26 protein-coding genes and 1 pseudogene are annotated in these 24,288 nt (G+C 60.9%); 14 read left to right on the top strand and 13 right to left on the bottom strand.

Annotated elements, in window-relative coordinates:
* Nucleotides 1–460 precede the first annotated feature (460 nt).
* The gene (gene cynS / locus IEV40_RS10765; protein ID WP_188421535.1) at nucleotides 461–904 is read right to left on the bottom strand and encodes a cyanase; all 444 of its coding nucleotides are present in this window, start codon (nucleotides 902–904) and stop codon (nucleotides 461–463) included.
* Nucleotides 905–1,160: 256 nt separating this feature from the next.
* The gene (locus IEV40_RS10760) at nucleotides 1,161–2,072 is read right to left on the bottom strand and encodes a LysR family transcriptional regulator (RefSeq protein WP_188421533.1); all 912 of its coding nucleotides are present in this window, start codon (nucleotides 2,070–2,072) and stop codon (nucleotides 1,161–1,163) included.
* 158 nt (nucleotides 2,073–2,230) lie between these two features.
* Between IEV40_RS10760 and IEV40_RS10755 the strand changes: the two genes are divergently transcribed.
* Nucleotides 2,231–2,971, top strand: a complete 741-nt coding sequence (locus IEV40_RS10755) for an SDR family NAD(P)-dependent oxidoreductase (protein ID WP_188421531.1) — start codon at nucleotides 2,231–2,233, stop codon at nucleotides 2,969–2,971.
* Nucleotides 2,972–2,999: 28 nt separating this feature from the next.
* Nucleotides 3,000–3,215, top strand: a complete 216-nt coding sequence (locus tag IEV40_RS10750; protein ID WP_188421529.1) for a tautomerase family protein — start codon at nucleotides 3,000–3,002, stop codon at nucleotides 3,213–3,215.
* 30 nt (nucleotides 3,216–3,245) lie between these two features.
* On the opposite strand, the gene IEV40_RS10745 is transcribed toward IEV40_RS10750, so the two are convergent.
* Both IEV40_RS10745 and IEV40_RS10740 read right to left on the bottom strand, forming a co-directional pair.
* Nucleotides 3,246–3,914 (bottom strand): response regulator, encoded by a 669-nt coding sequence (locus IEV40_RS10745; protein ID WP_188421527.1) that lies wholly within the window; start codon nucleotides 3,912–3,914, stop codon nucleotides 3,246–3,248.
* On the bottom strand, nucleotides 3,911–5,104 hold the full coding sequence (locus IEV40_RS10740) for a PAS domain-containing sensor histidine kinase (RefSeq protein ID WP_188421525.1): 1,194 nt from the start codon (nucleotides 5,102–5,104) through the stop codon (nucleotides 3,911–3,913). Before IEV40_RS10740 ends, IEV40_RS10745 begins: the two co-directional genes overlap by 4 nt.
* Nucleotides 5,105–5,321: 217 nt before the next feature.
* On the opposite strand from IEV40_RS10740, the gene IEV40_RS10735 reads away from it, so the two are divergent.
* The 4 genes from IEV40_RS10735 to IEV40_RS10720 all read left to right on the top strand — a co-directional run bounded on the left by IEV40_RS10735 (nucleotide 5,322) and on the right by IEV40_RS10720 (nucleotide 7,504).
* Nucleotides 5,322–5,699: a COG4315 family predicted lipoprotein gene (locus tag IEV40_RS10735; protein ID WP_188421523.1), complete on the top strand. Its 378-nt coding sequence runs from the start codon at nucleotides 5,322–5,324 to the stop codon at nucleotides 5,697–5,699.
* Between the two features lie 40 nt (nucleotides 5,700–5,739).
* Complete coding sequence (locus IEV40_RS10730; protein ID WP_188422358.1) at nucleotides 5,740–6,246, top strand: RNA polymerase sigma factor; 507 nt, start codon at nucleotides 5,740–5,742, stop codon at nucleotides 6,244–6,246.
* Nucleotides 6,243–7,067 (top strand): anti-sigma factor family protein, encoded by an 825-nt coding sequence (locus tag IEV40_RS10725; protein ID WP_188421521.1) that lies wholly within the window; start codon nucleotides 6,243–6,245, stop codon nucleotides 7,065–7,067. Before IEV40_RS10730 ends, IEV40_RS10725 begins: the two co-directional genes overlap by 4 nt.
* Before the next feature lie 89 nt (nucleotides 7,068–7,156).
* Nucleotides 7,157–7,504 carry a GFA family protein gene (locus tag IEV40_RS10720; RefSeq protein WP_188421519.1) on the top strand — a complete coding sequence of 116 codons (348 nt, stop codon included), beginning with the start codon at nucleotides 7,157–7,159 and terminating at the stop codon, nucleotides 7,502–7,504.
* Nucleotides 7,505–7,546: 42 nt separating this feature from the next.
* Here the strand turns inward: IEV40_RS10720 and IEV40_RS10715 are convergent, their stop codons facing one another.
* The gene (locus IEV40_RS10715) at nucleotides 7,547–8,461 is read right to left on the bottom strand and encodes a pirin family protein (protein WP_188421517.1); all 915 of its coding nucleotides are present in this window, start codon (nucleotides 8,459–8,461) and stop codon (nucleotides 7,547–7,549) included.
* A gap of 2 nt (nucleotides 8,462–8,463) precedes the next feature.
* The gene (locus tag IEV40_RS10710) at nucleotides 8,464–8,847 is read right to left on the bottom strand and encodes an OsmC family protein (RefSeq protein WP_188421515.1); all 384 of its coding nucleotides are present in this window, start codon (nucleotides 8,845–8,847) and stop codon (nucleotides 8,464–8,466) included.
* Nucleotides 8,848–9,077: 230 nt separating this feature from the next.
* Here IEV40_RS10710 and IEV40_RS10705 point away from each other — a divergent pair, with 230 nt between their 5' ends.
* The 4 genes and pseudogenes from IEV40_RS10705 to IEV40_RS10695 form a co-directional block, all read left to right on the top strand.
* A complete protein-coding gene (locus IEV40_RS10705; RefSeq protein WP_188421513.1) occupies nucleotides 9,078–10,112 on the top strand; it encodes an isocitrate/isopropylmalate dehydrogenase family protein in 1,035 nt (344 codons plus the stop codon).
* A gap of 413 nt (nucleotides 10,113–10,525) precedes the next feature.
* Entirely contained in the window at nucleotides 10,526–11,194 is a 669-nt protein-coding gene (locus tag IEV40_RS14670) for a DUF2325 domain-containing protein (RefSeq protein ID WP_229724071.1), read from the top strand.
* Nucleotides 11,184–11,492 carry a sigma factor gene (locus IEV40_RS14665; RefSeq protein ID WP_371870055.1) on the top strand — a complete coding sequence of 103 codons (309 nt, stop codon included), beginning with the start codon at nucleotides 11,184–11,186 and terminating at the stop codon, nucleotides 11,490–11,492. The genes IEV40_RS14670 and IEV40_RS14665 overlap by 11 nt, the downstream gene beginning before the upstream one ends.
* Nucleotides 11,434–11,814, top strand: a pseudogene (locus IEV40_RS10695) (TolC family protein); the annotation flags it as partial. The gene IEV40_RS14665 and the pseudogene IEV40_RS10695, both read left to right, overlap by 59 nt.
* A 28-nt stretch (nucleotides 11,815–11,842) precedes the next feature.
* On the opposite strand, the gene IEV40_RS10690 reads toward IEV40_RS10695, so the two are convergent.
* Together IEV40_RS10690 and IEV40_RS10685 are read right to left on the bottom strand one after the other, a co-directional pair.
* On the bottom strand, nucleotides 11,843–12,823 hold the full coding sequence (locus tag IEV40_RS10690) for a DUF2242 domain-containing protein (protein WP_188421507.1): 981 nt from the start codon (nucleotides 12,821–12,823) through the stop codon (nucleotides 11,843–11,845).
* Nucleotides 12,824–12,866: 43 nt separating this feature from the next.
* On the bottom strand, nucleotides 12,867–13,094 hold the full coding sequence (locus IEV40_RS10685) for a hypothetical protein (RefSeq protein ID WP_188421505.1): 228 nt from the start codon (nucleotides 13,092–13,094) through the stop codon (nucleotides 12,867–12,869).
* A 50-nt stretch (nucleotides 13,095–13,144) separates the two neighbouring features.
* Between IEV40_RS10685 and gpmA the strand changes: the two genes are divergently transcribed.
* On the top strand, nucleotides 13,145–13,864 hold the full coding sequence (gene gpmA / locus IEV40_RS10680) for a 2,3-diphosphoglycerate-dependent phosphoglycerate mutase (protein WP_188421503.1): 720 nt from the start codon (nucleotides 13,145–13,147) through the stop codon (nucleotides 13,862–13,864).
* Between the two features lie 122 nt (nucleotides 13,865–13,986).
* On the opposite strand, the gene IEV40_RS10675 is transcribed toward gpmA, so the two are convergent.
* A complete protein-coding gene (locus tag IEV40_RS10675; protein WP_188421501.1) occupies nucleotides 13,987–14,478 on the bottom strand; it encodes a GFA family protein in 492 nt (163 codons plus the stop codon).
* Between the two features lie 484 nt (nucleotides 14,479–14,962).
* On the opposite strand from IEV40_RS10675, the gene IEV40_RS10670 reads away from it, so the two are divergent.
* Both IEV40_RS10670 and IEV40_RS10665 read left to right on the top strand, forming a co-directional pair.
* Nucleotides 14,963–17,620, top strand: coding sequence for a bifunctional diguanylate cyclase/phosphodiesterase (locus IEV40_RS10670; protein WP_188421499.1), 2,658 nt, complete (start codon nucleotides 14,963–14,965; stop codon nucleotides 17,618–17,620).
* Nucleotides 17,621–17,854: 234 nt separating this feature from the next.
* Nucleotides 17,855–18,361 (top strand): DUF4142 domain-containing protein, encoded by a 507-nt coding sequence (locus IEV40_RS10665; RefSeq protein WP_188421496.1) that lies wholly within the window; start codon nucleotides 17,855–17,857, stop codon nucleotides 18,359–18,361.
* Between the two features lie 93 nt (nucleotides 18,362–18,454).
* On the opposite strand, the gene IEV40_RS10660 is transcribed toward IEV40_RS10665, so the two are convergent.
* Nucleotides 18,455–19,294, bottom strand: coding sequence for a hypothetical protein (locus tag IEV40_RS10660; protein ID WP_188421495.1), 840 nt, complete (start codon nucleotides 19,292–19,294; stop codon nucleotides 18,455–18,457).
* A 735-nt stretch (nucleotides 19,295–20,029) separates the two neighbouring features.
* Between IEV40_RS10660 and oxlT the strand changes: the two genes are divergently transcribed.
* Nucleotides 20,030–21,346, top strand: a complete 1,317-nt coding sequence (oxlT, locus tag IEV40_RS10655) for an oxalate/formate MFS antiporter (protein WP_188421493.1) — start codon at nucleotides 20,030–20,032, stop codon at nucleotides 21,344–21,346.
* Between the two features lie 75 nt (nucleotides 21,347–21,421).
* On the opposite strand, the gene IEV40_RS10650 is transcribed toward oxlT, so the two are convergent.
* From IEV40_RS10650 to narI, 3 genes are read right to left on the bottom strand one after another with little or no spacing between them, the layout of a single operon-like run.
* A complete protein-coding gene (locus IEV40_RS10650) occupies nucleotides 21,422–22,717 on the bottom strand; it encodes an MFS transporter (RefSeq protein ID WP_188421491.1) in 1,296 nt (431 codons plus the stop codon).
* A 22-nt stretch (nucleotides 22,718–22,739) separates the two neighbouring features.
* Nucleotides 22,740–23,519: a peptidylprolyl isomerase gene (locus IEV40_RS10645; protein ID WP_188421489.1), complete on the bottom strand. Its 780-nt coding sequence runs from the start codon at nucleotides 23,517–23,519 to the stop codon at nucleotides 22,740–22,742.
* A gap of 46 nt (nucleotides 23,520–23,565) precedes the next feature.
* Nucleotides 23,566–24,249 carry a respiratory nitrate reductase subunit gamma gene (gene narI, locus IEV40_RS10640; protein WP_188421487.1) on the bottom strand — a complete coding sequence of 228 codons (684 nt, stop codon included), beginning with the start codon at nucleotides 24,247–24,249 and terminating at the stop codon, nucleotides 23,566–23,568.
* Between the last annotated feature and the right edge of the window lie 39 nt (nucleotides 24,250–24,288).

Raw genomic sequence — 24,288 nt, 5'->3', positions numbered from 1 at the left:
GGTTGTCTTTTCCTCGCCGATGCGTGCAGTCCGTGTGTTTACTTTTTCAACGGCCTCACTATCAGAGAACGCGCGTTTCGTTGCTATGCTTCAAGTCAGGAATATGTGATATTCAGATTGTGGATATCCCGTATTCGCGCACGAATGATTTAAGTGAATTGTGGATACCACGTAAAAATTTTGTGGATAGTACGTAATCGCGGAGAGCGAGAGCTGGTGCGGGTTTGCGGCCGATGATGTTAAGATTTCGTTAAATTGCATTGCCCAAAATTTAGGCAATATACGCCAAGGCATTCACTGCCTGATTTTTGGGCAGTTGCGATTTCGATGTGCGGTTCGCCCGCATTGCGCGGCAAAAATGAACAAGCGCGCTGCGATGGCGCGCTTGTTCAATAGCCACTTTATCGCGGCTTTGCTCTTGTTCGCGTCGCTTGCCGTACGTGTCGCGCCGCAAACGACATCAGTACATTTTGTAAGGCAGATATTTTCCGCTCATGATGATCTTGACGCGATCGCCGTTCGGGTCCTTCTCGCGCGACATGTCCATCTTGAAGTCGATTGCGCTCATGATGCCGTCGCCGAATTCTTCGTGGATCAATTCCTTGAAGGTTGTGCCGTACACCTGTACCAGTTCGTAGAAACGATAAATCGTCGGATCGGTCGGTACGGCGGTCGGCAGCGAGCCGCGGTACGGGACGATCATCAGCCATTTCTTTTCTTCGTCGGTCAGGCCGAACAGTTTTGCGGCGGCATCGGCCTGTTCGGCATTCATCGTCATCTGGCCGAAGCAGGCTGCGGTGACCCACTCCTTGCTCATGCCGACCTTGGTGGCGATCTCCGACCATTTCAAGCCTTGCGATACTTTGGCGGTGATGATTTTTTCGGTAACGTCGTTACGGTTCATATGCGGCTCCTGTAAGAAATAAAGAAAGGGTCGGGCGATCGGAGTGCTGCTGGCTGCGGCTCTTCGCCGGCAAGACCGGACGAACATCGATGACGGTGTTCAGCCTGCTGCATTGCATGAGCCGGACACGCCGCATGCGAATTTCACTGCCATTGCCTGGGGCCATCTTAGAAAGGCATGCAACCGTCGACCATCGTGCAAGGCCGCGATTTTTTGTAGTGCTGGCACTACAACGTCTGTCTGCGACGGCGAATAATCAGTTGCCGAGTCTGGCGACGAGGAAATCGATGAATGCGCGCACGCGCAGCGGCAGATGACGGCCGCTCGGATAGAGCAGGGAAAAGGCCCGTGCGCCGCCGGCATACGGCTGCAGCACCTCGACCAGCGCGCCGGATCGCAGATCCTCTTCGACGATGAAGCGATAAGTCTGGAACAGGCCGGCGCCCTTGCGTGCGAGCATTACGGCGCTGACATAGTCGCCGGACGTGCGATAGCCGCCTTGCGTCGGCACTTCCTCGACCACGCCGTTCTGCCGGATCAGCCACGGAATGTCGCGACCGCTGCTCGGCAGCTCGAACTGGATGCATTCGTGCGCGGCGAGATCCGCCGGCGTCTGCGGCGTGCCGGCGCGCGTCAGATAGTCCGGTGTGGCGACGATGACCAGCGGCGTGTCCTCCAGCTTGCGGCCGATCATGTTCGAATCGGCAGGCAGCCGCCCGCGTATCGCGAGGTCGTACCCCTCTTCGATGAAGTCGATGTTGCGGTTGCTGACGTGGGTTTCGATCGTCACGTCCGGATAGCGCGCGCGAAATTCCGGCAGTAGCGGCAGCACGCGGTAATGCGCGTATGGCACCGGCAGGCTGATGCGCAGATGGCCGGCCGGCGCCGACTGCTTGCCGGTGACTTCGTTTTCGGCGTCGACCAGCTGCGACAAGGCCTGCCGGCACTGCGCGAAATAAGCCTGGCCGCTATCCGTCAGCCGGATTTGCCGCGTCGTGCGGACGAAGAGCCGCACGCCCAGGCGCTGTTCCAGCCGCGATACCGAGCGGCTGACGGCGGCAGGCGTGACGCCGGCGACCGTGGCCGCCGCCGTGAAGCTGGCGAGCTCTGCAGCCAGGCAGAACAGCTCGATGCTGCCGAGCAGAAGATCGTCGAATTGTCGTTTCATTGATTACATGATGTATCAAGTAATTTGCGATTTTCTGTATTTATCATCATCGACTGCATCAGTAAAGTCCATTCCATCGTCAAACGCAGTCTGCACAACGACACGCGGCTGGACTGGAGCGACGGTTTTTACTCCAACAAAACGAAAAGGAATGGATCATGAATACGAGTAACAAGACAGCGCGCACCGTCATCATCACCGGCGCATCGAGCGGCATCGGACTGGCCATCGCGGAAGCGTTTGTGAAACGCGGCGACAACGTGATCGGCAACGCACGAACCTTGTCCCGCCTGCAGGAAACGGCGGAGAAACTCGGTGAGCGTTTTGTGCCGGTCGATGGCGACATCGGCGATCCTGCCACCGCGAAACGGGTGTTCGATACCGCCATCGCGCAATTCGGCAAGGTCGACATCCTGGTCAACAATGCCGGCATCTTCCTGCCGAAGCCGTTTGCCGATTACACGCCGGACGATGTCGACCGCATCTTCGATACCAACCTGAAAGGTTTCCTGTACGTGACGCAACTGGCCGGCAAGCACATGGCCGACAACCGCAGCGGCCACATCGTCAACGTGACGGCCAGCATTGCCATGCAGCCGACCGCCAGGATCGGCGCGCTGCTGCCGGTGTTGGTAAAAGGCGGCCTGAATCAGGCGACCCGCGCGCTGGCAATCGAACTGGCGTCCAGCAACGTGATGGTCAATGCAGTGGCGCCCGGCGTCATCGATACACCGATGCATGCGCCCGAAACGCACGACTTCCTGAAGGGACTGCATCCGACGCACACGATGGGCAAGGATCAGGACATTGTCGATGCGGTAATGTATCTGACGGGTGCATCGTTCACGACCGGCACCATCCTCGCGGTAGACGGCGGCGCCTCCGCCGGTACCTGGTAATCACCATTTTGAACAAGGAGAAGTGACCATGCCATTCGTCAATATTCAGATCACCCGCGAAGGAAACGTCACGCCGGAGCAGAAGGCGGAGCTGATCAAGGGCGCGACCGAACTGCTGCAACGTGTGCTGAACAAGAATCCGCAGACGACGTTCGTCATCATCGATGAAGTCGATACCGACAACTGGGGCGTCGGCGGCGAGCCGGTGACGCTGATACGGCAGCGTGCGAAGACGGCTAAGTAGGCACCAGCTTCGTGTCGCGCGGTGCGGCACTCATGTCGATCCCGACGATTGCCGCACCGCATACAACGCCAGTTCGACATCGTTGCGCACGCCGGTTTTTTCCAGGATGCGCGAACGATAGGTGCTGACAGTATTGGGCGACAGCGACAGTTGCGTTGCGATCTCGCCGACGCTCTGTCCCTGCGACAGCATCCGGTACACCTGATGCTCGCGATGCGACAGGCGTTCCTGTATCGGCTGTTCGTTGTGATCGGGGCCTGCGCCGACCGAGGACGCCAGCAGTTCGGCGACCGATGGCGTGATGAAGACGCCACCCCGCGCCACCTTGCGGATCGCGGCGATCATCTGTTCGGAATCGGCACTTTTGTTCAGATAACCGGCCGCGCCGAGACGCAGGCTGAAGACCGCATATTGCCGGTCCGGATAGGTGCTCAGAATCAGTACCGGCAGTTTCGGAAATTCGTTCTTGAACTGCTTCAGCATGTCCAGCCCGTCGCGCTGCGGCATCGCGATGTCGAGCAGTACCACATCGATGCTGCCCTCTCCCTGCGCCAGCTCGCGTACCTGCCGAATCGCTTCCGGACCATTCCCCGCTTCGCTGACGACGGCGATGTCTTCCGCATCGGACAGGATCTGCCGGATGCCCTGCCGCACGATCAGATGATCGTCGCAGACCAGAACCCTGATCGTTTTGCTCATGACGTCTCCGTATCGATGGTCAACGGCATCACCAACCGGACACAGGTTCCCTGCCCGGGCAAACCGTCGATGGTCAGCTTGCCGCCGAAGTAGCCGGCGCGTTCGCGCATGCCGACCACGCCGTAGCTCTGTGGGCTATTCAATTCCTCACGCGTGGCGCCGACGCCATCGTCGCGCACCTCGATGAAGAGGACCGGTTCCGGTGGCGCATCGACCAGCAGGCGGATGGACACCGACTCGGCGCGCGCATGCCGCGCGACATTCGACAGCATTTCCTGGAAGATGCGAAAGACGGCGGTTGCCTGCGCGCGCTCCGGATGGCCCACGCCGGCAGCGACATGCATCTGCACGTCCGACGCCATTTCGGCGCTCTTCAGGAATTCCTGCACCTGCCAGGCCAGCGCCGCCCACAGGCCGCGATGATCGAGAATGCTGGGGCGCAGGTCGGTAATGATGCGGCCGACATTGTCGACGGCAATATCGATCAGCTCGCCCATGCCTTGGCATTTCTGCGCCAGTGCAGGCCGGTCGTCCATGCGCTTCTCGAGCCAGTTCACATCCATCTTCAGCGCGACCAGCAACGAGCCGAGTTCATCGTGGATCTCGCGCGCGATGCGCGTGCGCTCGGTTTCGCGCATCGTTTCCATATAGGCGGCCAGTTCGCGCAGATCGGCCAGTGCCTTCGTCAGTTCGCCGGTGCGTTCGGCAACGCGGCGTTCCAGTTCGTCGTTGCTTCGTTTCAGCAGCTGTTCGGCGCGCTTGCGTTCGGAAATGTCCTTGATGGTGGCGACCGCGCCAAGGATAGCTTCGCCGTCGGCAGTACGCTCGACGATAGGGTGCGATGTATATTCGGCGGGAAACGACGAACCGTCCCTGCGCCACAGCACTTCGTCCTCGATGTGGCAAGGCAGGCCATGGCTGAACGCATGGAAGATCGGACAGTGCTCGACCGGATAGCAACTTCCGTCGTTGTGCGAATGATGGATCAGCAAATGCATGTTCCGGTGCAGCGCTTCTTCCTGGGGCCAGCCGATCATCTCGGCGGCGGCTCGGTTGATGAAGATGCAGTTGCCATCCATGTCCACCCCGAACACGCCTTCGCCGGTGGATTCCAGCAGCAGGTCGAGTCGCTCGCGCCACAATTGGGCGCCGCGCGGCGCCTGCGGGGAAGGGGATGTCGTACTTGTCATTGCTTCGTCCTTGGTTTGATGCCATGTCAAAAGCAAGATTCGTGCATGCTCGGTGCCGGAGAATCACCGATACCATGCGGCAACGGACAAATTTTTTATCCGGACGCGGAATAAACCGGGTTGCCCTTTCGTATACCTTGTTGTCGGCGCACACTTGCGAAGCGCCGATTAGCGCACTTGCGGCTGTCCCGATCATTTCCGATAAAGGAGCATCATCATGAAGATTTTCCGTCTGCTGCTTTCCACTGTTGCTGCCCTGGCGTTTTCTGCTACCGCGTTCGCGCAAGACGTACCGGTTAAGAAAGCCGACGACGGCATCCTCGTCACCAGCGAAGGCATGACGCTTTACACCTTCGACAAGGACGTTGCCAACAGCGGCAAGAGCGTCTGCAACGGCGGTTGCGCCACGGCATGGCCGCCGCTTTCCGCTGCCGGTGCCACTATCGCTGCGCCGTATTCGGTCGTGAAGCGCGATGACGGTTCCGCGCAACTGGCCTACAAGGGCAAGCCGCTGTACCTGTTCGCTTCCGACAAGAAGGCCGGCGACCGCAACGGCGACAACGTCAAGAATGTCTGGCACGTCATCAAGGATTGATCGTTCGCCGCGTCGTCCATGATGCACGATGAAAGCTGCCATGCAGGATGAGCGCGATCGCCTGATCGCGTGCATCCCGCGCCTGCGCCGTTACGCCCGCGCGCTGGTCGGCGACCGCACCGGTGCCGATGATCTGGTGCAGGACACGATGGAGCGTGGATGGAAAAAGCTGTCGTCGTGGCAGCGCGGCAGCGACATGCGCGCATGGCTGTTCGGCATCATGCACAACCTGTATATCGACCAGGTGCGACGGCCGTCGGTGCCGACCGACGTGCTGGACGACGATACGCCGCTGCCGGAAGTGCGCGCATCGCAGGGCGACAGCCTGCAGATGCGCGATCTCGCATCCGCACTGAATACCCTGCCGGCCGAGCAGAGTGAAATCCTGTTGTTGATCGCGCTGGAAGAAATGTCGTATGACGAAGTGGCGGTGACGCTGAATTTGCCGATCGGCACCGTGATGTCGCGGCTGTCGCGCGCACGCCAGAAACTGCGCGCGCAGATGGAAGGGCGATCGGTCGCATCGCCGTTGAAGGTGGTCAAATGAGCCGGCTCCCCATTACCGAATCGGATCTGCATGCCTATGCCGACGATTTGCTGAGCGCATCGCGCCGGCAGGAGGTCGACGGCTATCTGGCATCGAGGCCGGAAGAAATGGAGCGTATCCAGGCATGGCGCGACCAGAACGATGCGCTGCGCGAACTGTTCGATCCGGTGCTCGACGAACCGGTGCCGCCGCGCTTGCATATGAATATCGATGCGAGCGTTGAGGCTGGTGTGCATCGACACTTCGGTCCGGCATTTCTCGGTCGTTACGCGGCAGCCTTGCTGATCGCACTGGCCGGCGGTGTCGGTGGCTGGATGCTGCATGGCGCCAGCCAGCCATCCGCCACATTGACGGCGCACCTCGGCACCGAAGCGTCGCTGCAGGTTGCCGCGCTGGCGCATCAGGCTGCGGTGGCGCATGCCGTGTATAGCCCCGATGTGCGTCGCCCGGTGGAAGTCACGTCCGACGACGAAGATGCACTGGTGAAGTGGCTGTCGAAACGCATCGGCACGCCTTTGCATCCGCCGAAGCTCGGCAAGCTTGGTTACGAACTGATGGGCGGCCGTTTGCTGCCGGGCCAGACCGGGCCGGTTGCGCAGTTCATGTATCAGGACGCGGGCGGCCAGCGTCTGACCCTGTATGTCTCGACCGATCAGGCGCAGAACACGGACACCGGTTTCCGTTTTGCAAAGGAAGGTCAGATCAATGTGTTCTACTGGATCGACGGCAAGTTCGGTTATGCGCTGTCGGGCGGCATCGACAAGAGCGCGTTGTCGAAGATTGCGAATGCGGTGTACGAACAACTGGATGTGCCGCGATAGGCGTGTTCCGCGACGGCAGTGCCGCCTGCCGGCGCTAGAATGGCGGCAGGCCTGCAGCACCGGATTGCAGCCCACTGCGAGGAGACGACATGCACTATCAGGGTTCCTGCCATTGCGGCGACATCACGTTCGTAGCGGAAGGCGAGATCGATCACGCGATCGAATGCAACTGTTCTTATTGCAGCCGCAAGGGAACATTGCTGTGGTTTGTGCCGCGCGCGAAATTCACGTTGAAAAGCGGCGAGGACAAGGCGACTGTTTACAAATTCAATACGCACCGCATCGAACATCGCTTCTGTACGAGTTGCGGTTGTCAGCCGTTTGCGTTCGGCACCGATCCGGCCGGCAACGCGATGGCGGCGATCAATGTGCGCTGTCTGGAAGACGTGGATCTGGCGGCGCTGAAGCGCCATCAGTACGACGGCCGTAGCACCTGATGTCAGCCAACCTGGTCAGCCAACTTAACCAGCAGGAATCGCTTACGGATAGCCGACCGGTTTGCCGGGAATGTCCGGCATCGGGATGAATTCGGTTTCGCCCGGCACGGCGGGAAAACGCTGGTGTTTCCAGTCTTCCTTCGCCTGTTCGAGGCGATCAAGCGAGCTGGAGACGAAATTCCACGACACATAACGCGAGCCATCCATCGGTTCGCCGCCCAGCAGCATCAACCGCGTCATGCCCGGTCCCGCACCGCGCAGCGTGACGGCGGTATCTGCCTTCAGCACCAGCAACTGGCCTGCTTCGAAGATGCCGTCGCGGCCCAGATCGAGTTTGCCTTCGACCACATACATCGCCTGCTCCGGATATTCGGCTGGCACGTCGAGCCGCGCGCCCGGTTGCAGCACGACATCGGCGTAGAACAGGTCGGACAGCGTCGGCACCGGCGCGCGCTGGCCGAAGAAGCTGCCGGCGACGATGGTGACGGATGCGCCTTCTCCTTCCAGCATCGGCAATGCGGTGGCGGCGATGTGAGCGAAGTCGGGATCGGTTTCCTCATGCGCCTTCGGCAGGGCGACCCAGCATTGCAGGCCGAACAGCGACGAAGGTTTCTTGCGCTTGTCGGCGGCCGTGCGTTCCGAATGGACGATGCCGCTGCCGGCCGTCATCCAGTTGACCGCACCCGGCTGAATGACCTGTACCGAGCCGACGCTGTCGCGGTGCTCGATCTCGCCGTCAAATAGATAAGTGACGGTCGCCAGTCCGATGTGCGGGTGCGGCCGCACGTCGAGGCCGGTGCCGGCGTCGAAGCCGTGAGGCCCCATCTGGTCGAGGAAGACGAAAGGCCCGACCATGCGTTTCTGCGTGGTCGGCAGCGCACGACGGACTTCGAAGTTGTCGCCCAGGTCGCGCGTGCGCGGGACGACAACGGTTTCCAGTGCGCTGCCGGCCTCCATGCTTACACCGCCTCGGTGACGATCTTGATCTCGCCGGACAGCACCTTGTGGATCGGGCACTTGTCGGCAATGCCGAGCAGGCTGGTCTTCTGCTCGTCGGTCAGGTTGCCGTGGAAGGTCAGCTTGCGGTGGAAGACGTAGGCGCCATCCTTGTCCGCGTGCTCGACCTTGACGTCGACCTTCTGCAGATCCATCTCCTTGCGCTTGGCGTACATGTTCAACGTCAGCGCGGTGCAGGCACCGAGCGAGGCGGCCAGCAGGTCGTGCGGCGTGAAGCCGGCATCCTCGCCGCCATATTGCGACGGCGCGTCGGCGATCAGTTTGTGCGGGCCGACTTCGACCACGTGCTGCAGTTTGCCTTCGCCACGGTATACGTTCACATCCATCCGGAAATCTCCAATATCAAGTCAGGGAAAAAGGCCTGCCGCGGTGCCGAAGCGATGCCGCCGACCGTGCGCGTACTATAACTTAGGTCGCAAGACGGAACAGAGAACAGGCAGCCGAACGGACAGGTTTGGGTGGATGGCACAAAAAAATTTCATCGGTCGGACTGCCGACGCAGGTTGACGGATGGGAATACACTGTTCGTCTTGTTCATCGATCGGGAGTAACCCTCATGGCGAACGCAACACCGCACGGCATTCCAGCAACGCTCATCCCCGGGGACGGCATCGGACCGGAAATCGTCGACGTCGCGGTGCGCGTCTTCGATGCGCTGGGCAGCCCGTTCGCATGGGAAACGCAGCAGGCCGGCCTGAACGCGCTGGAAAAGAGCGGCGACCTGCTGCCGGCCGAGACGCTGGACAGCATCCGCCGTACCGGCCTCGCGCTGAAAGGTCCACTGACGACGCCGGTCGGCGGCGGTTTCCGCTCCGTCAACGTGCGCCTGCGCGAAGCCTTCCAGCTGTACGCCAACGTGCGTCCCGCGCGCACCATCATCCCCGGTCGCTACGACAAGATCGATCTGGTGCTGGTGCGCGAAAATCTGGAAGGACTGTACGTCGGCCATGAACACTACGTGCCGATCGGCGGCGATCCGCATGCGGTGGCGATGGCGACCGGCATCAATACGCGCGCCGGCAGCCGCCGCATCGCGCGCTTCGCGTTCGACTACGCGGTGCGCAATCAGCGTCGCAAGGTCACCATCGTGCACAAGGCCAACGTGCTGAAGGCGCTGACCGGCATGTTCCTCGAAACCGCGAAGGAAGTCGGTCTCGATTACGCAGACCGCCTCGAATACGACGACCGCATCGTCGATGCCTGCGCGATGCAGCTGGTGCTGAATCCGTGGCAGTTCGACGTGATCGTTTCCACCAACCTGTTCGGCGACATCCTGTCCGACCAGATCGCCGGCCTGGTCGGCGGCCTCGGCATGGCGCCGGGCGCGAACATCGGCGAGGATGCCGCGATCTTCGAGGCGGTGCATGGTTCCGCGCCCGACATCGCCGGCAAGGGACTGGCCAATCCGAGCGCCTTGCTGCTGGCCGGTGCGCTGATGCTCGACCACGTGGGCAAGCCGGCGCAGGCGCAGAAACTGCGCGATGCGATCGATGCCGTGCTGGCGACCGACAGCGGCCGTACCGCCGATCTGGGCGGCGGTGCATCGACGTCGAAGTTCGGCGATTTGCTGATCGAACGTCTGCGCGGCTGAGCTGCGGTTAAAGTGCGATTGAGTCAGAGCTGATCGTGCTGCAATAGAAATGCGGCGCGGTCAGTTTTCCTTCCGGCGTTGCATTGCGATTGTTTGCCGGTAGCGTTTTCTTCCGAGGCAGCCAGCTTCGGCGCCATTGCATGGATGCCTGTCGGGTGACGCTCGCAGCGTAAAAACGCGTAGCTTCTCGATAGCAGGCGCGATCAGCCTCCTTTCCGCTGGCCAATGAAATCCGGCACAAATTCGAACGGATACAACACTCTGTTTGAATGATAATAATTCTCATTTATAATAAGGCTTCGGGCGGTTTCCGCTTGCCGCGTCGGCTGCTTTCCTGACCGCCCCTTCTGAGTCCGTGCCGCATCGTGCCGCATGGACGGACGCCGCATCCGCGATGCGGCCGGAGACGAGGCATGGAACATTCCGACGAAGAAATGAACAACATGATGCGCGAGCACAAGGCGCTGCTGAAGCAGTACGGCCGCGTGCAGACGCGTTGCACGGAACTGGTCGCGCGGCAGGCGGCGGAGATTGCGCGCCTGCAGGGCGAACTGGTCAGGCTGCGCGGCGAACTGCTCGTGCGCGAAACGGCATTGGCTTATCTGCGCGAGGATATGGCGGCGCTGCGTGAAGGCATTCCCGGCTTGCCGTCGCGCGTGACGCTGGCGCAGCGGGTCGAATCGCTGACGCGCCGCGTGCAGGATCTGATGCGCGAACGGTTGCGCAGACAGGCAGTGCCTGCGCCGACCGACGTTAATGCAGCAAGCCTGCTCGGCGCCGCAGCAGCGGATGCCGTGATCTGCCGCACCGCGTGCATCAGCCACGACGATTACTGGCGCGAACAGGATCAATGCCGGCGTACCGGCGAACAGTGCGTGCTGGCGGAACAGCCGCAAGCGGTGCAATTCGTGCGCGGCGACGAAGACGATGGCGGCAACCGCGCCAGTCACGTTGATTCGGCGACAGAAGCAACGACAGAAGCAACGACAGAAGCAACGACAGAAGCAACGACAGAAGCGGCAGCAGAGGCAGCAAAATCGACTGCGACGGAAGACGACGGAGAGCGCAACCGTGTCGACTGAAATCGCGCATCAACGCGAGGCGGTCGCCGCCTTGTACAGCAACCACCACGGCTGGCTGCTCGGCTGGTTGTGCAAGAAGATCGGCAACACCTTCGATGCGGCCGACCTGACGCAGGACACCTTCATCCGCATCCTCGCCTCGCGCGACGTGTCGTCGCTGCATGAACCGCGCGCCTATCTGACGACGGTCGCCAAGGGTCTGGTCGTCAACTGGTACCAGCGGCAGGCGCTGGAGCGTGCCGATCTTCAATGCAGGGCGGCTGGCGGCCGGCCGCGATCTGGCGATTGCGCAACGTGAAGAGTTGCTGGCGCAATACCGGCAGGCCATCGTCGCCGCGTACGGCGATGTGGAAATAGCGTTGAATACGATTGCCGGCATTGATGCGCAGCGCGTGGCGCAGGAAGAGGAAGCGCGGCAGGCGCAACGCGCGCTGACGCTGGCTGAATTTCGCTATCGCGCCGGTGCGGAAACCGCACTGGTGCTGCTCGATGCGCAACGCACCTTGTATGGCGCGCAGGATGCCGTGGCCCAATTGCGCATGCAGCGCCTGCAGGCGTCGGTCGGTTTGTATCGTGCGCTGGGCGGCGGCTGGCAGTTGTCGGAAGCGGAGGCGTCCTGACAGTGTGATGCCCTGTCAGGGCGGGGCGTTACGGCTGCTGCGATGCCGTGGTTGGCGGCACATCGGTCGAGCTTGCAGCCGTCGGTGCCGGAGTTTCTGCGGCATGCGAGGCTGCGGTTTCTACTGCTACGGTCTGGAGCGGTGCAGTCGCTGTTGCTGCCGAGGTAGTGGCAACGATGGGCGCAGTGGTCGGAGCGGTTGCGGCTTCCACCTTTTCCTGAGAAGCAGGCGTTGCCGATATGGATGCAGCAGCGGTTTCGAGCGGAGCCGCATGCGCGGCCGCAGCTGCAGGCGCCGGCACGGGCGCCGAGACAGCTGCAGCTGAAGGAGATACAACGGCGACGGCCGGCACAGCGGCCGCTGTCGGCGTTGTCGCCACCGGCGTTTCAGGCGTGGCGGAAGACGGCATCGTCGTCACCGGGCGTTCGGCCGGAGCTGGCTTGGGCGCACCCGGCGGTGTCAGATGGTCGTCGTCCTCGTCTTCTATCGTTGCGTTATCCAGGAAGCGCTCGACCAGATAGAAGAAGCGCGAATAGAACTTGTCCGAAGAAATCGTCTCGCTCGCCACCTTCACCAGCGAATCGTCGCTCGACGAGAACGGCAGCGATACCGAACCCAGTACACCCACGCCGAGGCTGGCGACGTTGTTGACCTTCTTCAGCGCATAGCGGTCTTCCAGCGCATTCACATAGATCGACGATTTGTCGCCCTTCGCGTCGTCGTCGGTGCAGACCACGCGGAAAGAAATCTGCACGTGCGCATCGTCGCGCGGCTGGAAACTCTTGCTGCTGGTGACCTGGTTGGCACTGGACGTGACGATCACGTAACCCTGGCTCAGCAGCGTGCGGCGTACCGCCTCGCAGGCGACGGTGGAACTGACTTCGAAACGGCGCGAATAGATATTCGTCGAATCGAACTTTTCTTCCGTGTAGACCGCGGGCGGCGCGCTGGAGCAGGCGGCGACGGTCAGCAGCAGCGCCGACAGCAGAATGCGAGTACTGGATTGCATGAAGGAGTTTCCCGATGTTCCCTGAACGACGACCGCCGACGTTTTACGCTGCGTCTGCATCGGCGGGAAATCGCCGATGCGCTTGATGAGCAGGCAACGCAGCGAACGTCGGCGGCGTTGACGCCATGTTCTCATATTGGTTGCCGCTGCGTGCTTGCGAATGGCACCGGAAGGCGGATTTTTTCTGCAAAACGGCGATTCGGGTGACGATTTGTTCAGACGTTTGCAGCGGCGGCGGTTTTCGTAAAAGCATCTGTTGATAAACCGACATCCGCAATCTCGGTTAATCTTGCACCTTTGTATTTCCGAGACGGAAAAAGAATGGGCAATCTGGTCATCGTCCGCCATGGCGAGTCGCAATGGAACATGGAAAACCGTTTCACCGGCTGGACGGATATCGACATCACCGAAAAAGGCCGCCAGCAGGCGCGCCGCGCCGGCCGCGCCTTGGCCGATGCGGGCTTCCGTTTCGATTTCGCCGTGACCTCGTTGCTCAAGCGCACGATCCGTTCGCAATGGCTGATCCTCGACGAGATGGATGCGATGTGCCTGCCCATCGTCAAGCACTGGCGCCTGAACGAGCGCCACTACGGCGCGCTGACCGGGTTGCGGCGCGACGATACGATCGCGCAGTTCGGCGAGGACCAGGTGTGGAAATGGCGGCGCGGCTTCGATGCGCGGCCGCCGCTGATGGCCGCCGACGATCCGCGCGCGCCGGCAGGCGAGGCGCGTTATCGCGACATTGCACCGCAATTGCTGCCGCTGGGCGAATCGCTGAAAGACACGGTCGAACGCGTGCGCGTGTTCTGGGACGAGGCGATCGTGCCGCAGTTGAAGGCCGGCAAGAACATCATCATCTGCACGCACGGCAACAGCCAGCGGGCACTGGTCAAGCTGCTGGAAGACATGCCCGATGAAGAAGCGGCGAGTTTCGAGGTACCCAACGGCGTGCCGCTGATCTATCGCCTCGATGCGCAGATGCGCGTGCTGGAGCGGCAGTCGATGCAGATTGCCGATGCGACGATATCGACCATTCTTTGATTACTGCGTGACGGCCTGCGGCGGCCGATCGCTCCATACGGTGTAGTGCGATCGGCTGCGCATCGTGCCGCCGCAATCTCCGGCTTCAGAAAGCCGCTTCAATCGCAGCTTTTCATTTTTCTTCAGTCCGTCGACGTCAATCCCAGCCGCGCATGCCATTCGGCCAGCGATTCCTCGGGGTAGACATCGAACCGCTTGTCCTTTTTCCCGGCATCGATCTCTACCCACGGCGCCTTGAAGTCCAGCATCAGGTGCGTGGTTTCCGGCGGTGCCGGCAGCGGCGTATCGATCGCCGAAGCGAACGGATGCACCAAGTCCGGCCACGCCGGATCGAACAGCCATAGCGCGCTGCCGCAGCGCCGACAGAAGTGGCGCTCGGCCTTGCTCGCATGCGTGCGTTCGCCCGGCACGCGCATGACGGCATGGTAGATGCTGACGTCGTCCTTGCCTTTCACCTTCAGCGTTTTCGCATCGCCGCCGATATTGATTGCATAACCGCCGCCGCCCTGCGTCTTGCGGCAGATCGAGCAGTAGCAGCGCTGGTAGGGAACGGGCGTGGCGCTATGCAGCGAGAACTGCACGGCACCGCAGTGACAGGAGCCTTCGAGTTGCATGGATGCCTCCATATTGCATTCGTGGCAAATTGGATGCGCCCGGTGCGCGACCGTTCCCCGTCAGATCAAAAAACAATGCCGTGCAGCAATACAATCAGATATTGCAGCCTTCCTCATCCGTCTTTGTGCGATACCCCATTGCGGATGCGGGATTCTCATGGTGCAATACATGCAATTGTTTCAAGCCGTTCCGTTCAGTCGTTCCTGTTGATCCTGTCCTGGATGTTCGAAGCCCGCGCAATCTGGCGGACTTCGACGGACAAGCATCCGCCGATCCTGCGGATGCCGTCTCTCTGTTTTTCTCTGCCGTGTTTATCGGTGAAGTGCCGATGTATGCGGTGGCTCGTGTAGCTGTCATGAATTGATCATGCCGGCCGGGGGGTATCATGTTATTGCCACGCGGCACCATGTCCCACGAATTCCCTGAGCAGGTTTCATCTTGGCAAATGCGCATCGTAAAATCGATCATCGCCTTTCAGGTTATTTGAAACGATACGGATACCTGAAGGAACACCTCGGCGCCATTCTCCTGTGGCCCGCCGGCTGCCTGTTGCTGGTGGTGGTCATCTGGGGCATCACGTTCAGCAAGATCGCGATGGACCACGAGGAAGCGGAACGCGATGCCGCGGCGATGGCGGTGTCGCTCTCCAATGCCTATTCCCAGCAGCTCTCGCGCACCGTCGACCAGATCGATGCCTTGTCGCTCAGTCTCAAATACTATTGGGAACACAGTGACGGCAAGATCGACCTGCAGGATCAATTGCGGGAAGGCCTGTATCCCCCGGCCTCAGATTTCTACGTCAGCATCATCGACCGCAACGGCATCAGCATCGCCAGCACATTGGCCGGCCCCACGATCAATGCGAGCGATCGCGATTATTTCCAGTTTCATCGTGCGCATGCCGGCGCTGGCTTGCGCATCGATCCGTCACTGACGGTGGGCCGCCGTTCCGGCCGTTCGGTGATCCGTTTCACGCGCCGCCTCGATGCGAAGGACGGCTCTTTCGCCGGCGTGGTGTCGGTGGGTGTCGAGCCGGGTTATCTCGCTTCCTTCAATGACGAAAACAGCCTGAAGCCGCGCGACTTCATTTCGATCCGGCACGACGACGGCACGCTGCTGGTCAGCGAGAAGGGCGTGGACATTCGTGGCGATCAGGTGCATCTGCAACCGCCGGAGTTCACCACCGAAAGCGGCGTGCGGCGCATGCCGGCAAACAAATACAAGGATCACGAAGCGCGCATCCTTGCATGGCACAAGCTGTCCGGCTATCCGCTGGTTTCCTATGTCGGCCTGGCGGAAAAAGGTCAGTATGCCGCGCAGGAAGAAAACGCTGCCGGTTATCGCAAGATCGCCGGCATCGCCAGCCTTGCGCTGTTCCTGGCTGCACTGGTCGGCATGCATTTCTCGGCGCGGCTGGCATGGCGCAAGAAACAGGCGGACGAGGTGAAGCGGACCTATCACCTGGCCATCGACGATGCGCGCGAAGGCTTCTACATGGTAAGCGCGCTGTATGCGCACGACAGCGTGCTGCAGGATTTCGTGATCGAGGATTGCAACGAGCGCGGCGCATCGCTGCTGGGCTACACGAAGCGTGCGCTGATCGGCATGAAGATATCGGAAGTCAATCTGGGACAGGATGTGCAGCAATCGCTGTCCATTTATCGGCGCGCCATGGAGTTCGGTTTTTATGAAGACGAATTCCAGTTCGCCGATGCCAAGCCGGGCCAGCCGAGCTGGGTGCATCGCCGGCTGGTGCGTTCGCAGACCGGGCTGGCCGTCACGCTGCGCGACATCTCGGAAACCAAGGAGCACGAGCAGCTGCTGCTGACGATGGCCAACACCGATGCGCTGACGGGATTGCCGAACCGCTACTGGCTGATCAACTTCCTGCCGACCGCATTGCGCAGCGCGAAGAATCGTGACGGCATCCTCGCGATCCTGTTCATCGACCTGGACAACTTCAAGAACGTCAACGACACGCTCGGCCATACGATGGGCGACAAGCTGCTGCGGCAGGCGGCGGCGCGGCTGAAATCGGTATTGCGTGCCGAGGATCATGTCATCCGCCTTGGCGGCGATGAATTCACGGTATTGCTGAATTCGGTCGTGAATCAGGACGAAGTCGTGCATGTCGCCTCGCGCATCACCGAAGCCTTCCACGAAGCCTTCGTCATCCTCGGGCGCGAAATGCGCATCGGCACGTCGATCGGCATCAGCATGTTTCCGGACGATGGCGAAGAACCGGATGCGCTGATCCAGAAGGCCGATATCGCGATGTACGCGGCGAAGGAAGAAGGCAAGGGCACCTTCCACTTCTACGATCAGCAGCTGTACGACAGCATCCGCAGCAAGCTGAACGCGGAAGCCGAGCTGGTGCGCGCGATTGCCGAAAACCAGTTCGAGATGCACTATCAGCCGCGTGTGAATGCCTTCACCGGCCAGCTGACGGGGCTGGAAGCGCTGGTACGCTGGCGCAGTCCGCTGCGCGGCCTGATCCATCCTTCCGAATTCATTCCACTGGCGGAAAAGAACGGCTGCATCGTACAGCTGGGCGAACTGGTGATCGATCAGGTGTGCGTGCAGATCGCGCAATGGCAGCGCGAAGGCGAGCCGCTGGTGCCGGTTTCGGTCAACATCTCGCCGACGCAGCTCAACGTCGGCGGCGTCGATACGCTGATTGCCGGCCTGCTGAAGAGCCATGGCATTGCGCCTGAACTGATCGAGGTGGAATTGACGGAATCGGCGATGATGAGCGAATCGACGGATGTGATCGGCCAGCTTGCCGCCATCAGCGCGCTCGGCATCAAGATCCACCTGGACGACTTCGGCACCGGCTACTCGTCGCTGTCGCGGCTGCAGGAAATCGACATGCAGATCATCAAGGTCGATCGTGCGTTTACGTCGCGCCTGGGAGCCGGGCCCGAAGGCGACATCCTGTTCAAGACCATCGTGCTGATGGCCAAGGCGCTCGACATGGGCGTCATTGCGGAAGGCGTGGAAACGGAGGAGCAGTTGCACATCCTGCGCGAACTCGGTTGCGATGAAGTACAGGGCTATCTGATCGCACCGCCGCTGCCTGCCGCCGATATCCTGGCATTGATGCATCGGCAGTACCTGCTGGCGGATGCAGTGACCAGTTGAAGTTGTCCGGCGGTTTTTGCGACCGCCTCTTTTCTCTTTCTTCTGCAAGGCAACGCCTGTTATCGGCGGGTGGCAGAACGAGAGGCAGAACTATTCCCGGATGAAGAACTCCCACAGGCGGAACGCGCAGGCAAGATTTTCCTGCCTGCAATTGTCTGATGGAGAGTAACGATGGTGAAAAAACAGCTTGCAACACGACGAACGATACGACTGGCAGGCGCAGCATGCGCTGCCATGCTGACCTGCGCTGCGCCGCTTCATGCGCAGCAAACCAATACCGATCCTGTCGCCGCGACGGCGGAAGCGCGCGTCAGCAGCGGCGACCGCGAACTGATCCGCGATATCGCGCAGGCCAATCTGGGAGAAATCGACAGCGGAATGCTGGCATTGGAAAAATCCGAAGACGAGCGGATTCGGAAGTTTGCGCAGTTGATGATCGACGATCATACGAAAGCGCTGGAAGAACTGCGTGCATTGGCAGAATCGAAGGGCATCACGCTGCCGGAAGAAACCGATCTGCAACACAAGACGCTGAAAACCGCGCTGGGTCTGTTGAGCGGCAGCACCTTCGATTCCCAGTACATTGCGCGCATCGGCATCGGCGACCATGAAAGCGCGGAACAGCTACTGGATAAAACCATCCGCGAAACGTCGGATCAGGAACTGAAGGCCTATGCGGAGCGGAACATCAAGGTCGTGCAGCACCATCTGGGCGTGGCGCGCGCGATCGATACGAAATAAGCGAAAGCCAAAAGAAATGCGTCCCGCATGAAGGGATGAAGCGGCAGGCTGTGTTGCAGCGATCGCCCTGTCATCCGGCTGTGCCGATTGCACTTATTGCGCCAGCCGGAATTCCTTCTTCAGGAAATCTTCCAGTTCGGCGCTGTCCTGCGGCCGGGCCGACAGCACGACCACGCGGCCAAGCCGGCGCGATTCCCAGTGAAAGTCACCGCGTTCGGTCTGCCGGATCAGTTCGATCATGCGGCGCACGATCGCCGTATCCACGTCGCCGTTCAACCCCGCATCGACCTGTATCAACTGGCGCGTATCCGTACGTCGCCGCACATTCCAGCCGCGGAAAATGAATTCCGCCGTGCGCGCACCCTTGTAAGTGATCTGGAATACGCCGCCGGCTTCCTGCTGGCCGTGCGACTGCATCTGCAGCATTTGCTGCACATTGGCGCGCGCGATCGCGCTGTCATCCTGCGGTTCCTGTTTGCTGCTGTCCGGATCCTCAATGCCGGCAGCGCGACGGCGATCGCGCGCAGCGGCCAGCATGTCCGAGATATCGGCATTGGGTGGCAGCTTCTTCGATGCCGTTTTTTCGGGCGGCAGCGATTTATCGAGCGCGGTTTTCGGTGCGCTCTGCTTCTTCTGTGCGACGGTCGATTTCTGTTTCTGGCGCGGCTGCTGCTTCGCCGTCGGCGGCGGCGCCAGCACCGAACGCTGCGCGGGCGCAGGTGGTGTGGCGGCCGATTGCGAGGATGGTCGCGACATCGGCAGCAGGCGCACGGTCAGCGGCATGTTTCCCTTGGGGCCGGGCTCGTTGATGTCCTTCGGCGGCGGCGGTTGCGTCGCGAAACGGAATATGAGCAGCGCATGCAACAACAGGGAGAGTGCCAGGCCGATCGCGGCGCGTTTGCGCGGGTTGGCGAGAAGAGGCTGGGACTTCATGTGCAACGACAGGTGATAACCGCTCCATTATGAGGCCGCCACAACATTCGTGCGGCGGGAACGATGCGGTGCGAACCGCAAATAAGAGTGGCTGCAGCCTGCTTGGTTCCTTTCATTTTTTCTTCACAAACGATGCTGGAATTGCCTCCGAACTACGTATTAGTACGTATTTTTGTTACGTACAAATACGTATTGGCGCTGAAAGCCTAAATCCGTATCGTCACGAAATCTTAACGACACCCTAACCTGTTTTTAAGAAAAAGGCCGACCCCGGCCGATTGCTTGCTGCGATTAACGCCCTGGCCCGTCGAACGGCGGACAACGGACGTTACCAGAGAAGCAATGTTCTCGGAAGGCGGGGTTTTCTGGTTCGTTCCTTCCGGGAACCGGTTTTGACGAAAGCGAGGTGCAGCATCCGATCATTCCACACCGCAAGGGCGATCGGCCAAGGATCGTGACAGCGGAAGGCGGAACGGCGTTCGACCGGACCTGCAACATGGCCGCCTGACAAAACAACAGATTTGCGCGTCGCTGCAGTTTGCGACATCAACAAACAATCGTCTTCCGGGGCTGCGCCAAGCAAGCCTCGCAGATGGCAAGAGGAACAATCATGACAGAGGTATTCATCCCATCGGGTGGCGCTTCCACGCGTGCATCCGGCAGTTTCATCCAGTGCGATTTTGTTCAGCAAGATTCCGCTCTGCAATTCAACCCATCGATTCAAGGAGCTGGCAAATGAGCGGCGCACCTTCGGCAACCCTAGACAAACCGGTTTCCAACAAGCGTTGGTGGCAACTGGTCGTCGGCGTGATCTGCATGATCGCGACCGCAAACATTCAATACGCATGGACGCTCTTCGTTCCTGAAATCCAGGACAAGTTCGGCTGGGCACGTGCAGAAATTCAAATCGCCTTCACGTTGTTCGTGCTGGTGCAAACCTGGCTGGCGCCGATCGAAGGCTACTTCATCGATAAACTCGGCCCGCGCCTGATGGTGGCGTTCGGTGCAGTCTTCATTGGTGTGGCATGGGTCATCAACTCGCAGGCAACGTCGCTGGCAGGCTTCTACGTCGGCGCGGCATTCGGCGGTATCGGTGTCGGCTCGATCTACGCAACCTGTATCAACAACGCGCTGAAATGGTTCCCGGACCGTCGCGGCCTGGCAGTCGGCCTGACGGCTGGTGGTTACGGTGCCGGTTCCGCTGCAACGATTCTGCCGATCGCGGCGATGATCGAATCGTCGGGCTTCCAGGAAACCTTCCTGTTCTTCGGCATCCTGCAAGGCAGCATGGCATTCGCCGCAGCATGGTTCCTGCGTTCGCCGGCCAAGGGTGAAATTCAGGTTTCGGCAAAACTGGCGCAAGCTACCCGCGACTACACGCTGAAAGAAGCGCTGAACACCAAATTGTTCTGGCTGATGTTCTTCATGTTCATCTGCGTCGTCACCGGCGGCATGATGGCAGTGGCGCAGCTGGGCGTGATCGCAACCGATCTGGGCGTCAAGCACTTCGAAGTCGACATGTACTTCTTCGTGATGGCTGCGTTGCCACTGGCGCTGATGCTGGACCGCATCATGAACGGTATTTCGCGTCCCCTGTTCGGTTGGATTTCGGACAACATCGGTCGTGAAAAAACCATGGTGATCGCGTTCACGCTGGAAGGCTTCGGCATCATCGCGCTGGGCTACTTCGGTCACAACCCTTGGGCGTTCCTGATCCTGTCGGGTGTCGTGTTCCTGGCATGGGGTGAGGTCTACTCGCTGTTCTCGGCACTGGCCGGCGACGCGTTCGGTACCAAGCACATCGGCAAGATCTACGGCGTGCTGTACACCGCAAAAGGTATCGGCGCCCTGTTCGTTCCGGTCGGCAACATCATGATGGAAGCAACCGGCACCTGGTCGACCGTTCTGTACACGGTGGCGTGCATGGATATCACCGCAGCGATTCTCGCGGTCGTGGCCTTGCGGCCGGCGCTTGCCAAACACGTTGCACGTTCGAAAGAACTGCAGCGGCAGGAAAGCGCTGCGGGCGGTACCGCAGCGGCAACAGCCTGACGCAATCTGTAGTCTGTAATGCTCTCAACTTTCGGGCCCCTTTCGGGGCCCTTTTTTTATGCACGTCCGAAAATGCTAGGTGGCTTGCGCTGTGCCGGTAATCGGCGTCCGGCGCACTTCCGACAGATACATCAGGATCAGCGAGACCCAGACGATGCCGTACAGGAACATGAAGCAGCTGGAGCGGATGCGGAAGATGTCGAGCAGCGCGCCGAAGATGATCGGCAGCAGAAAGCCGCCCAGCCCGCCGGCCAGGCCGACGATGCCGGTGACGATGCCCATATTCTGTGGAAAATCATCGGCGACATACTTGAACGTCGATGCCATGCCGAATGCGAATACTGCACCGAGCAGGAAGGTCAGCGCGACGAAGGCGAGCGGCGGCACGTTCAGCGTGATCGTGAACGGGCCATCTATCGTATGGATGACGAAATCGGTCGTCGGATACGACAGCAGGAACAGGCAGATCCACGCTACCCATAATCCCCACCACGTGACGTTGTGCGCGCCGAAGCGGTCGGCCAGGATGCCGCCGACTGCTCGCAGCACTGCGCCCGGCAAGGCGAAGCCGGCGGCGAAGGCCGATGCCATCACCAGCGTCATGCTGTATTCGGCCTTCAGGTATTGCGGAATCCACAGCGACAGCGCGGTAAAGCCGCCGAAGGTGATCGAGTAGTACTGGCACAGCCGCCACACGCGCGGATCGCGCAGCACGCGGAACGAATCGAGCAGCGAGCCGGATGCCTTGCCGGCCCCGGGATCGCGCGCCGATGCGAACCAGAAGATCACCGCCGTCGCCAGCAGCAGCACCGCGTAGACGCGCGGCACGAAGCGCCAGCCGTAGGTATCCAGCAGCAGTGGCGTGACGAACAGGTTGACTGCCGCACCGACGGTGCCGGCACCGAAGAAACCCATCGCGAAGCCACGCCGCTGTGCCGGGAAGAAGCGCGCGACGTACGGCGTGCCGACCGCGAACGACGCGCCGACGCAACCGAGGAACAGGCCGATCACGAGGAATTGCCACAGCTGCGTCGCATAGCTGACGATGTAGACGGGAATCGCGCAGATCGCCAGCAGCAGCGTCATCACGATGCGGCCGCCGAAGCGATCGGTCCAGATGCCCAGCGGCAGTCGCATCAGCGCACCGGTCAGCACCGGCGTCGAGGTCAGCAGGCCGAATTCGGTGCCGTTCAGCCCGAGGTCTTCGCGCAGCTGCACGCCGAGCACGCCGAACATCATCCAGACGACGAAGCAGACCATGAAGGCAAAGGTGCTGGCCAGCAGCACCGACCATGCCTGCGCCGTGACGATGGTCGGCGCGGCCGGAGAAGAAGTGGAGGAAGACGTCGCGGAAGTATCGGTTGCCTGCATGATCGCTTCTCCTTGAGGATGCCTATTGAACCAGCGGACCGTTCGCCGCGCCGAGATCGACGCCTTCCAGTTGCGCCTGCGACGCCAGCACTGTTACGTATTGCTGCATCGCCTTGTGCCGCACGCGCTCGGCGAGAAAGCGCGCGATGTCGTCGGCAACCTCGTCGAACGGAATCGCATCGCCGGCAATGCGCCGGTCCACGCGCACGATGTGGAAACCGAAGCGCGTGTTGACCAGGTGCGGCAGGATGCCGTTGTCCTGCACATCGAAAACGGCGTGTTCGAATTCCGCCACGCTGTCGCCGCGCAGCAACTGGCCGAGACTGCCGCCGACGCCGCCGGAAGGACAGTTCGACAGCTCGCGCGCTGTCGTCTCGAAGGCTTCCGGCGTTGCGCGCAATTGCTGCAGCGTTTCCTCGGCCTTGGCGCGAATCAATGCCAGCGGCGTTTGCGCGGTGACGGCGAACAGGATATGGCTGGCGTGGACGATGTCGTTGCGGCGAAAGCGTGCCGCGTGATGGCGGTAGTAATGCAGGCAATCGTCGCGCGTGGGAGCGGGCGTTTGCAGTTCGGCGGCAAGCAGCGCATCGAGTGCGTTGTCGTCCAGCTCCTGCGCTGAGGCCCGTTCCGTATCGATCAGATGCAAGGCCTGTGCACGCTGCCGCAGCAATTCGCGGATCGCCAGCGTCTGCCGCGCGGAAACAAGCGGATCGGGGGCGTCGGCGTGATGCGTGCATTCGTTGAGAATGGTGTCGTCAGCGATGGTGATGCCGTTGATGCGCAATGCGGCTGGCTCGTGCATTTCACCTGCTATTTCGCTTGTTGTGCATACGGAATCCATGATCACCTCAGCGTTTGCGTACAAGTTGATAAGGGCGGATCAGATAGGCAAGCGAGGCGACGCCGCTCCAGATGTGCACCATGCGCGTGAACGGCGAGATCAGGAAGATCGTGAAGCCGAGCGCGATGTGCAGGCGATAGGTCAGCGGCACGCCGACCAGCAGGTCGGCCACGCCGGGCTCGAAGGTGACGATGCCTTTCACGTAATGCGTCAGCTGCTCGAACATCACGCCATCCATGTGACGGGTGGACAGCACGACGGTGCCGAGGCCGAGCGCTAGCTGCACCCACAACATCAGCACGACGACGATGTCGGAAGTACGGCTGTTGCGGCGGATGCGCGTATCGGACAGTCGCCGCCAGATCAGGATCGTCAATCCGATGATGGCGACCACGCCGGCCGCGCCGCCGCCGACCATCGCCATCAGTTGATGCTGCGAGGCCGACAGGAAGGGAGACACCATCCAGTGCGGCGCGAGGAAGCCGGCGAAGTGGCCGATCACAACCACCAGAATGCCCCAGTGGAACATGTTGCTGCCGAGTCGCAGCATGCCGTGCCGCAGCATCTGCGACGAATCGCTCTTCCACGTGTACTGCTCGCGGTCGAAGCGCACGAGGCTGCCGAGCAGCAGCACGGCAAGGCAGATGTACGGATAGATACCGAACAGGAATTGATGAAAGTAGTGTTCCATGCCGTTCTCCTGATGCAGGTTGGCCGCACGGCGTTGCCT

This window comes from Oxalicibacterium solurbis, assembly GCF_014635845.1.
Lineage (GTDB): Bacteria > Pseudomonadota > Gammaproteobacteria > Burkholderiales > Burkholderiaceae_D > Oxalicibacterium > Oxalicibacterium solurbis.
Note: the sequence above shows the minus strand (reverse complement) of the source record. Positions and strands in the feature narration are given on the sequence as shown.

Excerpts from the sequence above, each read along its gene's own strand:
- IEV40_RS10705 (WP_188421513.1), top strand. The coding sequence starts at position 9,078 with ATGGCGAACGCAACACCGCACGGCATTCCAGCAACGCTCATCCCCGGG.
- IEV40_RS10650 (WP_188421491.1), bottom strand. The coding sequence starts at position 22,717 with ATGCAGGCAACCGATACTTCCGCGACGTCTTCCTCCACTTCTTCTCCG.
- IEV40_RS10660 (WP_188421495.1), bottom strand. The coding sequence starts at position 19,294 with ATGAAGTCCCAGCCTCTTCTCGCCAACCCGCGCAAACGCGCCGCGATC.
- oxlT (WP_188421493.1), top strand. The coding sequence starts at position 20,030 with ATGAGCGGCGCACCTTCGGCAACCCTAGACAAACCGGTTTCCAACAAG.
- IEV40_RS10730 (WP_188422358.1), top strand. The coding sequence starts at position 5,740 with ATGCAGGATGAGCGCGATCGCCTGATCGCGTGCATCCCGCGCCTGCGC.
- IEV40_RS10685 (WP_188421505.1), bottom strand. The coding sequence starts at position 13,094 with ATGTCGGTTTATCAACAGATGCTTTTACGAAAACCGCCGCCGCTGCAA.
- IEV40_RS10735 (WP_188421523.1), top strand. The coding sequence starts at position 5,322 with ATGAAGATTTTCCGTCTGCTGCTTTCCACTGTTGCTGCCCTGGCGTTT.
- IEV40_RS10665 (WP_188421496.1), top strand. The coding sequence starts at position 17,855 with ATGCTGACCTGCGCTGCGCCGCTTCATGCGCAGCAAACCAATACCGAT.
- IEV40_RS10715 (WP_188421517.1), bottom strand. The coding sequence starts at position 8,461 with ATGGAGGCCGGCAGCGCACTGGAAACCGTTGTCGTCCCGCGCACGCGC.
- IEV40_RS10740 (WP_188421525.1), bottom strand. The coding sequence starts at position 5,104 with ATGACAAGTACGACATCCCCTTCCCCGCAGGCGCCGCGCGGCGCCCAA.
- IEV40_RS10690 (WP_188421507.1), bottom strand. The coding sequence starts at position 12,823 with ATGCAATCCAGTACTCGCATTCTGCTGTCGGCGCTGCTGCTGACCGTC.
- IEV40_RS10760 (WP_188421533.1), bottom strand. The coding sequence starts at position 2,072 with ATGAAACGACAATTCGACGATCTTCTGCTCGGCAGCATCGAGCTGTTC.
- IEV40_RS10710 (WP_188421515.1), bottom strand. The coding sequence starts at position 8,847 with ATGGATGTGAACGTATACCGTGGCGAAGGCAAACTGCAGCACGTGGTC.
- IEV40_RS10675 (WP_188421501.1), bottom strand. The coding sequence starts at position 14,478 with ATGCAACTCGAAGGCTCCTGTCACTGCGGTGCCGTGCAGTTCTCGCTG.
- IEV40_RS10755 (WP_188421531.1), top strand. The coding sequence starts at position 2,231 with ATGAATACGAGTAACAAGACAGCGCGCACCGTCATCATCACCGGCGCA.
- IEV40_RS10750 (WP_188421529.1), top strand. The coding sequence starts at position 3,000 with ATGCCATTCGTCAATATTCAGATCACCCGCGAAGGAAACGTCACGCCG.
- IEV40_RS10645 (WP_188421489.1), bottom strand. The coding sequence starts at position 23,519 with ATGCACGAGCCAGCCGCATTGCGCATCAACGGCATCACCATCGCTGAC.
- IEV40_RS10745 (WP_188421527.1), bottom strand. The coding sequence starts at position 3,914 with ATGAGCAAAACGATCAGGGTTCTGGTCTGCGACGATCATCTGATCGTG.
- cynS (WP_188421535.1), bottom strand. The coding sequence starts at position 904 with ATGAACCGTAACGACGTTACCGAAAAAATCATCACCGCCAAAGTATCG.
- IEV40_RS10720 (WP_188421519.1), top strand. The coding sequence starts at position 7,157 with ATGCACTATCAGGGTTCCTGCCATTGCGGCGACATCACGTTCGTAGCG.
- IEV40_RS10725 (WP_188421521.1), top strand. The coding sequence starts at position 6,243 with ATGAGCCGGCTCCCCATTACCGAATCGGATCTGCATGCCTATGCCGAC.
- IEV40_RS14670 (WP_229724071.1), top strand. The coding sequence starts at position 10,526 with ATGGAACATTCCGACGAAGAAATGAACAACATGATGCGCGAGCACAAG.
- narI (WP_188421487.1), bottom strand. The coding sequence starts at position 24,249 with ATGGAACACTACTTTCATCAATTCCTGTTCGGTATCTATCCGTACATC.
- gpmA (WP_188421503.1), top strand. The coding sequence starts at position 13,145 with ATGGGCAATCTGGTCATCGTCCGCCATGGCGAGTCGCAATGGAACATG.